The organism is Mesobacillus sp., assembly GCF_047739415.1.
Taxonomy (GTDB): Bacteria; Bacillota; Bacilli; order Bacillales; family Cytobacillaceae; genus Mesobacillus.
In genome coordinates, this window is the sequence record NZ_JBIQOE010000185.1 from 24,633 (window position 1) to 32,492 (window position 7,860).

7 protein-coding genes and 1 pseudogene are annotated in these 7,860 nt (G+C 36.8%); 2 read left to right on the plus strand and 6 right to left on the minus strand.

The window, feature by feature from the left end; translation table 11 throughout:
• The first annotated feature begins 215 nt into the window (after positions 1-215).
• On the plus strand, positions 216-797 hold the full coding sequence (locus tag ACH0QE_RS14870) for an SCO family protein (RefSeq protein WP_415801376.1): 582 nt from the start codon (positions 216-218) through the stop codon (positions 795-797).
• A 103-nt stretch (positions 798-900) separates the two neighbouring features.
• Here ACH0QE_RS14870 and ACH0QE_RS14875 read toward each other — a convergent pair whose 3' ends face one another.
• From ACH0QE_RS14875 to ACH0QE_RS14885, 3 genes are read right to left on the minus strand one after another with little or no spacing between them, the layout of a single operon-like run.
• A complete protein-coding gene (locus tag ACH0QE_RS14875) occupies positions 901-2,298 on the minus strand; it encodes a nucleoside recognition domain-containing protein (RefSeq protein ID WP_415801377.1) in 1,398 nt (465 codons plus the stop codon).
• On the minus strand, positions 2,298-2,993 hold the full coding sequence (locus ACH0QE_RS14880) for a FeoB small GTPase domain-containing protein (RefSeq protein ID WP_415801378.1): 696 nt from the start codon (positions 2,991-2,993) through the stop codon (positions 2,298-2,300). The genes ACH0QE_RS14875 and ACH0QE_RS14880 overlap by 1 nt, the downstream gene beginning before the upstream one ends.
• Complete coding sequence (locus tag ACH0QE_RS14885; protein WP_415801379.1) at positions 2,929-3,237, minus strand: FeoA family protein; 309 nt, start codon at positions 3,235-3,237, stop codon at positions 2,929-2,931. The genes ACH0QE_RS14880 and ACH0QE_RS14885 overlap by 65 nt, the downstream gene beginning before the upstream one ends.
• Positions 3,238-4,080: 843 nt before the next feature.
• Between ACH0QE_RS14885 and ACH0QE_RS14890 the strand changes: the two are divergent.
• Positions 4,081-4,287, plus strand: a pseudogene (locus ACH0QE_RS14890) (cadmium resistance transporter); the annotation flags it as partial.
• 405 nt (positions 4,288-4,692) lie between these two features.
• Here the strand turns inward: ACH0QE_RS14890 and ccsB are convergent.
• From ccsB to ACH0QE_RS14905, 3 genes are all read right to left on the minus strand, one after another.
• The gene (gene ccsB, locus ACH0QE_RS14895; RefSeq protein ID WP_251615188.1) at positions 4,693-5,868 is read right to left on the minus strand and encodes a c-type cytochrome biogenesis protein CcsB; all 1,176 of its coding nucleotides are present in this window, start codon (positions 5,866-5,868) and stop codon (positions 4,693-4,695) included.
• Positions 5,862-7,526 carry a cytochrome c biogenesis protein ResB gene (resB, locus tag ACH0QE_RS14900; RefSeq protein WP_251615190.1) on the minus strand — a complete coding sequence of 555 codons (1,665 nt, stop codon included), beginning with the start codon at positions 7,524-7,526 and terminating at the stop codon, positions 5,862-5,864. The genes ccsB and resB overlap by 7 nt, the downstream gene beginning before the upstream one ends.
• Positions 7,527-7,695: 169 nt before the next feature.
• Positions 7,696-7,836, minus strand: coding sequence for a cytochrome c biogenesis protein CcdA (locus ACH0QE_RS14905; RefSeq protein WP_415801381.1), 141 nt, complete (start codon positions 7,834-7,836; stop codon positions 7,696-7,698).
• Between the last annotated feature and the right edge of the window lie 24 nt (positions 7,837-7,860).

Consider the following 7,860-nt stretch of genomic DNA (forward strand, 5'->3'; position numbering starts at 1 on the left):
ATATATAAATTATGTAGAAAATGGAAAAAACACAGACTTCTTATCCCCGTATACCCTTTTTATTGGTGGTATAAAAAAATGCAAGTTGTCAAGTTAGAATATGATTTGAAACTTCATACAGCTAAGGTCTAGAGTCTTCACTCTTTTATCACAATTAAATGGTAATAATAAAAATATTGACTGTTTATTAAAATTTTGAAAAAGGAGATTGATCGATGCGAAAGACTATAGGTGTGTCCATTGCTTTAATTGTTACGTTAATACTTACAGCTTGCGGGCAAGGTATAAAGGATCCTTTGAATTGGGAAATAAATGACTTCACTTTCGAAAATCAAAATGGCAAGAAAGTTGGAATGGAAGATTTAAATGGCGAGGTATGGGTAGCGGACTTTATTTTCACTAGCTGTGAAACGGTTTGTCCTCCTATGACGGCTAATATGGATATCCTGAATCAAAAGTTGAAAAAGGAAGGAATAAATAACATTAAATTTGTTTCTTTTAGTGTTGATCCTGATGTTGATACCCCTGATAGAAGAAAGGATTATATGAAGCGGTATGATATCAATCCTGATAAGTGGCACTTTTTATCAGGATACTCTCAGCAAACAATCGAAGACTTTGCTTTGAAAAATTTTAAAACCATTGTTAAAAAGCCTGAAAATGACGATCAAGTTATTCATGGCACTTCCTTTTATCTGGTTGATAAAGATGGGGTAATCGTAAAAGATTATCCAAGTCTTTCTGATGTTCCCTTCGAACAAATGATTGAGGATATTAAGATTCTATTGAACGAGTAGTCATATTTTCAGGTGAATTGTTGCCGAGTTGGCCAAAACTGCAGAAAGAGGGTGACCTGATGGGTCACCCTCTAATAGTTTTTTTACTTGTATATAGGTCATTTTATATCCAGCCAAAATATCTCACGGTTTGGGCAATAAGAAACGTTACACAAAGGGCGATGGCGGTTGGAATGATAAAAGCCATAAATGTCCACTTCTTGCTCTTTGTTTCTTTATAAATATTAATCAATGTTGTGCCGCAAGGATAGTGTAATAGAGAAAAGAGCATCATGTTCAACGCAGTGAGCCAAGTCCAATTATGATTAATAAAAATTTGCTTAATATCTTCTATTCCTCCTGCATCAACCAATTCACCCGTTGATAGATATCCCATAAGAAGGACAGGCAGCACAATTTCATTTGCAGGGAGTCCGATTATGAATGCCATCAAGATATACCCATCCAAGCCTAACATTTGCCCAAGCGGATCAAGAAATTGGACAATGTGCAATAAAATGCTCGTGCCGTTCACATCGATATTTGCCAATATCCATGTCATGACCCCCGCGGGTGCTGCTACTTTAACCGCTCGTTTTAGTACTGCTAGAGAATTGTTCAAAGAAGAACGAATGACAGTATCAAATATCTTCGGCTTTCTATAGGGCGGGAGTTCCAATGTATAGTGTGTTGGGACACCACTTAATACAGTTTTTGATAGAATCCAAGAAACAGAGAATGTTATGATGATCCCAAATAATACAATTCCCACTATGACAGCCGTTGTTATAAAGGATTTGAGTCCCCCCGTAAAACCAGCCGCCATAAACAAGGAGGCCAGCAAGATTAACGTTCCCCATCTCCCATTGCAAGGAACAAAATTATTGGTCAGGATGGCAAGCATCCGTTCCCTCGGTGATTCTATTATTCTTGTGGACATCATGGCTGCTGCATTACAGCCAAAACCCATCGCCATTGTAAGGGATTGTTTGCCATGTGCTCCAACAGTTTTAAAAAGCCGATCCATGTTAAATGCTACTCTAGGAAGATATCCATAGTTCTCGAGAAGTGCGAAAGTAGGGAAAAATATCGCCATCGGAGGCAGCATCACACTGATGACCCATGAAGTTCCCCGATAAAAGCCCAATACCAATACACCGTATAGCCAATCTGGAGCTTTTACAAGCTTAAATAATACTGTAATATGTCCCTCAAGCCAGCCAAAAAAATCCGCGAGCATAGAAGAGGGAATATTGGCTCCTGCAATGGTTAAGTAAAATACCGCTCCGAGCATTAGAAGCATGATAGGAAAACCCCAAACAGGAGAAGTAAGCACCGCGTCTAAGCGCTCCGTTCTTTCGTCATGTTTTGTTTTGCTATATACAACTCCCGCCTCAATACATCCCCGGCTATTCCGATACAGAGCCTCCACAATCTTATCACGTGTTTTTGAGGATGATAATTTCTCTGCTTGCTCAAGCAGTTCACTCAACATTACTTGTTCAGAGGCTGCTTTTTCCATCAGTTTAATCCCTCCTTTGATAAATGCCTATCCTTCAGTTCTTCGAGCAACTTTTCATCACCATCCAATAGCCTTAAAGAAAGCCATCTGGCTGGTACATTGTTTCCGAATACCTTTTGGACCATCGGCAAAAGGTATTCTAATTTTTGTTCAGTTTCGTCATCATATTGAACTTTTACAGGCGAACAAGGAATGACACCTGTTACTACCCTTTCAATTGTATCCAACAGCAGCGGCAGTCCTGTTTTATTTCTGGCTGATATTTTAATGACAGGGACCCCAAGGCGTCTCATCAGTATTTTTTCATTAATCCTGATACCCATTTTCTCAGCCTCATCCATCAAGTTGATGCATACAATGACTTTCTCAGTCAATTCCAGGACCTGCAACGCAAGATTTAAATTGCGCTCGAGTGCAGTAGCATCCAGTACAACAATCGTCAAATCCGGTTTCTCAAACACTATAAAATTTCGCGCTGTCTCCTCATCAAGTGAATTAGAAAAGAGGGAATACGTTCCTGGCAGGTCAATCATGTTATAGGATTTACCTTTGTGTACGAATGCTCCTTCTTTTATATCCACCGTCTTGCCTGCCCAGTTGCCCGTATGCTGCTTTAGCCCAGTCAAGGTATTAAACAAAGTACTTTTGCCGGTATTTGGATTTCCTGCTAGTGCAATCCTGATTTGATTGATCATTTCTCGACCAGCTCCCTATAATATTGAGACTCTCTTCTTTCCTTAAAGCAACAGATGCACCGCTTACCCGATAAACAACAGGGTCACCTAAAGGACTTCTTCTCACCACCTCGACTATTGCTCCTGGAACAAATCCTAAATCGAGTAGTCTTCTCCTCATCGTTCCGTGGATATTGAGACTTAAAATTTTTATAAAATCCCCGATTATGCCATCATACAAACTCAACTTGTTTGTCCGTATCATCTTTTTTTCCTCCTAGCCATAGTTTTGCCCTAGAGAAACATTTCTGGTTTATTCCATTATATGTTCACTTATTCATATTGTCAAAATGATTGTAGGAAAATTTTTTAGCATTTAGGTGTATGCGTGGCTATACAGTATGAATATTGCAAATGCCTTAGTCAGCCTGGACACTGCCTCGAGACACAGCGACACTGGACAAGCGTCTTGAGCTGCTCAAAGCTAACGCTTCTCGCAAGATACTCGAGGAAGCATATTCTTGGATGCAAACTGGCTAGGCGCTGGAGTGTAACTGCTAGACACTAATCTGAGTGTAATAAGTTTACAAAACAAAAAAAGCTTGAAGGAGGCTTAATTTTTTTGAACCATTTTTCAAAAACAAACTATATAAACACTTATTTATACATAACTTTTGAAGTTGCGCTTATTCAACAAACGGGCCAGATTGTGGAGGATCTTTATTAAGGATAATTGGATATTCCGTTAATATTAAGGATTTAGCAGAATAGTTTAATGGTAAAATTAATAATTAAAAATGACCGTGCTTCATGAGCAAACGGTCATTTTTAAAATAGAATTCTTTTGGGAAAGTAGTCTTTTTAAAATTACCTACCCATACAATGGTTATTCCCCATTCTTGGATATTGTTGTTGAATTGATATATTCATTTCTTGTTGGATTATTTTGTGTAGCTGTATCATTAGTATTTTGAGTCATATCATTATTACTATTTTGTGTAGTCTATTTTTTCACAAATGAAAAGGAAAAATGGTGGTAATATTATACACTATATTAATTGTAGTTTGTCTTTTAGCAGTAGTTGGGCTTGCTTAGGTTCCACAAAAATGGATTGGCTTACCTGGTTTGGTCCCGATCATTATTGGACTTAAAGTATTATTTGAAAAAGAAGATGAAGACAAGGAAATTATCGAATCCACCAATCGTTTCAGGAGGCTGTTCCTTAGTGTTGCTTTATTATCAATTGCTGCTGGTGGAGATAATTTAGGTATTTTAAAGCAGGGATATACGAGATCTATTGTTATGACCCTATAAAAGTATCAAGGTTACAAGATTTGTTAAGTTCTAAAAGTACACTTCATCTTTCAAAAAAAATTTAAACTTCTTGCTGATGAGACACGATTAAAGATATTCTTTCATTAGCTATAGAAGGGGAACTTTGCGTTTGTGATGTCGCTAATATTATTCAATCCTCTATAGCTACTGCTATGATGAAATTTTTAAGTCGATGGTTCTACTCTCTTTTCATCATAAGGGAGAGTTGAATAGGGGGGAAATTGGATATACTTATAACGGTTTCTAAAAGAATACTGTCGATTTGCATATTTGGAGGGGATTTACAAAATTATTCACCCCTCCAAGAACCTGGATAAAAATGAATTTAGATTTTTTTATAGTAAACTTTTACTTTTAAATAAAATCATCCTTTAATTAAATTCCTTATGCATACGAGTGTAAACCAGCAATTATTAGATTAACGAAAATTAAGTTAAAAATAATAATTCCAAAACCTATAACTCCAAGCCATGCTGATTTTTCGCCATGCCAACCTTTCGATAGACGGAGGTGTAAATAGGCAGCATAAAATAACCAGGTAATTAAAGCCCATACTTCCTTGGGATCCCATCCCCAGAAACGCGTCCATGCGATTTGAGCCCAGATCATCGCAAAAATGAGAGCACCCAAAGTGAATATTGGAAAACCTATTGCAACCGATCTGTATCCAATTTCATCAACTAAATCAAGTTTGATATTCTTGGTTAATGGCTGAAGCGCTGCAGCAATTCTTTTTCTTAAAATCAGTCTTAGAATCCCGTATAAAAATAAACCTGTAACAACAGACCAAATGATTGTGTTTAATTTTCCTGCTGCGATGATCGCTGGTACCTCAACAGGAGCTTCCATTTTACCTTTTGTAAGTAATTCACCTTGATTTGGCCCTACAATTGAAGGTAGATTATATGTCATTTCAACCTGTTGATCTTTTTTATCAACCCAATTGTAGACGGCTTCATACTCCATTCCTCTGAAAATACTTGTAATCATTACAAAAGCAAGTGTAGCCACTATCGTGAACATGACAACCTCCAGCCAAAAAGTCCCTTTTGAACGTTTCGTCTGATCAACAGAACGAAGTAAATAAATGACCCCTGCAATAAAACTACTGGCCAAAATAGCTGAACCTAGTGCAGTTGTTGTTACATGGATAGCAAGCCAATCACTTTGCAGTGCTGGTATCAATGGAGAAACGTCCGTCGGAAACATGCTTCCATAAGCAATGATCAATAGTGCGATCGGTAAAGTAAATAAGCCCAGCAGAGCTACCTTGTAAATAAAATACAAAATAATGAATGCCAGGACCATCATCATGCTAAAGGCTGTTATAAACTCGAACATGTTACTAACAGGTGCTTGTCCAGAAGCGACCCATCTGGTGATAAAATAACCTAAGTGTGCAACAAAACCTAAAATGGTGACAGTTATTGCTACTGTCGCCCATTTACTTGGTTTTTTGTATTGTTTTCTCCTATCGCGAATGGCTCCTCCAAAAAGAAATGTTGCAATTAGATATAGTAAGAATGCTGCATATAGTAAGTTACCGCTAAGAGCTACCACATTTTTTCCTCCTCTACGAAATTTTTCTTTTTCTGGTTTGTTTGATCGGTTAGTTCTTGAATACTCGTTTCTATTAAAATATGGTTAACTTCATTTCGAATACCATACCAATTCTTATTTGTATGTCCTGCAATTAATATACCGTCGCCATGTCGCCTAATCCATAAACGTCGATGATTCCAATACATCCCTTGAATAACTCCTATCATGAAAATAGCCCCTCCTAAACCAAGAAACCAAAGCGTATGATCTTTACGAACTGTAAGGGCTGACAGGTTTTTTATTTCTGCAGATTCGAATTTCATTTTCAATTGATTAGGTCCATTGGGTTCTATCGTTTCTTGAATGGCAACAAAGCTTTTTTCACCTTCGGGTTTGTTAGGTGATATCAAATTAAATACAAATCCCGGGTTGTCCGGAACTCTGTTTTTGGTATCAGGAACTCCTTCATTATTAAAGTAGAAGTTTGGGAAGTAAGTAAGAATTTCTACCTTATGTCCATTTCCTAAGTCGTACTGTTTCTTTGGTTCATTTAAATCAACCGTAATCTGACCAAAACTTACTTCTGTATTTTTGTCTATTAAACTAAAAGTCATCTTATTTAATTCATTTAATTTATAGGAGGTTTGATAAAGAGCATATGAATCATGTTTTAAGGGGTAGTTCACTCTGATTTGTTCTTCTTTGACTTTTTTGAGTTCGGGTTTCGCCCCATGGACAATTTCACCTGTTCGTTCATATAAAGTTACGTTAGTTTGGAAGTTTTTGACGACCTTTCCATCACCAACACGTGAAAGAGTATTTGCGAAAACTTTATCTTCTTGATCTTTTTGATAGGTTTCTATTATAAATTTGTCACTGCTTAAATAATATTTTCCATCGGTTCCTGGAATCACACTTGTTTCACCGTCACGAATCCAAAGGACATCATCTACATACATCCCTGGAACAAATCGAAGCATCCCTCCAATGAGAAAGATGATTAGTCCAACATGGTTCACATATGGCCCCCATCTTGAAAATCGATTTTTCTCAGCTAGTAGATTACCATTTTCTTCACGTATATGATAACGCCTTTTCTTTAATCTGGATTTTATCAAATCCAATTGTTCATCGATGTTCTCTAACCTATTTGTTTCACTAAAGATACGTTGTCTACGCATAAAGCTTTCATGACGCGTAATCCCTTGTTTTTTCAAAGCGTAAAACAGTGGAATAAATCGATCCAAACTTGCTACAACTAGAGATATCCCAAGAGCTGCTATTAATAGAAAATACCACCATGAACCATACAGATTGTGAAAACCTAATTCATAATACATTTGTCCAAGAAATCCATATTCATCTTTATAAAAATCTTGTGGAACAACAGTTGGAGGAATATACATCTCTTGAGGAAAAATTGTTCCAATCGCAGAAGCAATTAAAAGAAGAACAATTATCCAAACCCCTACTTTAACGGATGAGAAAAAGTTCCAAATCTTATCGATATGTGTCTTTTTATACGTTTGTGAGCGTCTTGCGCTTCCATCGTATCTCATATCCAACAGTTTTTCTGAAACTTCATCCTTACTTTTATCGATAGTTCGTCCACAAGATTCACAAAGAACCGTTCCATGTGGAATCGAGTGACCACATTCGCATTTGACATGTTCCATTCTAATAACTCCTTACGATTTAAATACGCATTTAACTTTTTAGATTTACTTTTTAATCCATTGAACATGGTTTAATTTACTAAAAAACCTCTTAAAATCCAGTAAATCCTCCAAACAAAGGTGTTAACACTGCAATAATTTTTGTCATCATATTAAAGTACAATAATACTCACATTGCAATCATCAAAATGCATCCTATAGACATAAAGATCGCACTGTGTTTCTTTAGGAAAGTCATTTTTTCGATAAATAAAGACATTAATAGAAATGGAATAGAAAAGCCTAAGACATAGAACACCATGTAAAGCAGTCCTTTTCCTGGGTCTGATACGCC

What these genes read in the sequence shown, in the direction of transcription:
- ACH0QE_RS14870 (WP_415801376.1), top strand. Translation starts at nt 216, where the DNA reads ATGCGAAAGACTATAGGTGTGTCCATTGCTTTAATTGTTACGTTAATA.
- ACH0QE_RS14875 (WP_415801377.1), bottom strand. Translation starts at nt 2,298, where the DNA reads ATGGAAAAAGCAGCCTCTGAACAAGTAATGTTGAGTGAACTGCTTGAG.
- ACH0QE_RS14880 (WP_415801378.1), bottom strand. Translation starts at nt 2,993, where the DNA reads ATGATCAATCAAATCAGGATTGCACTAGCAGGAAATCCAAATACCGGC.
- ACH0QE_RS14885 (WP_415801379.1), bottom strand. Translation starts at nt 3,237, where the DNA reads ATGATACGGACAAACAAGTTGAGTTTGTATGATGGCATAATCGGGGAT.
- resB (WP_251615190.1), bottom strand. Translation starts at nt 7,526, where the DNA reads ATGGAACATGTCAAATGCGAATGTGGTCACTCGATTCCACATGGAACG.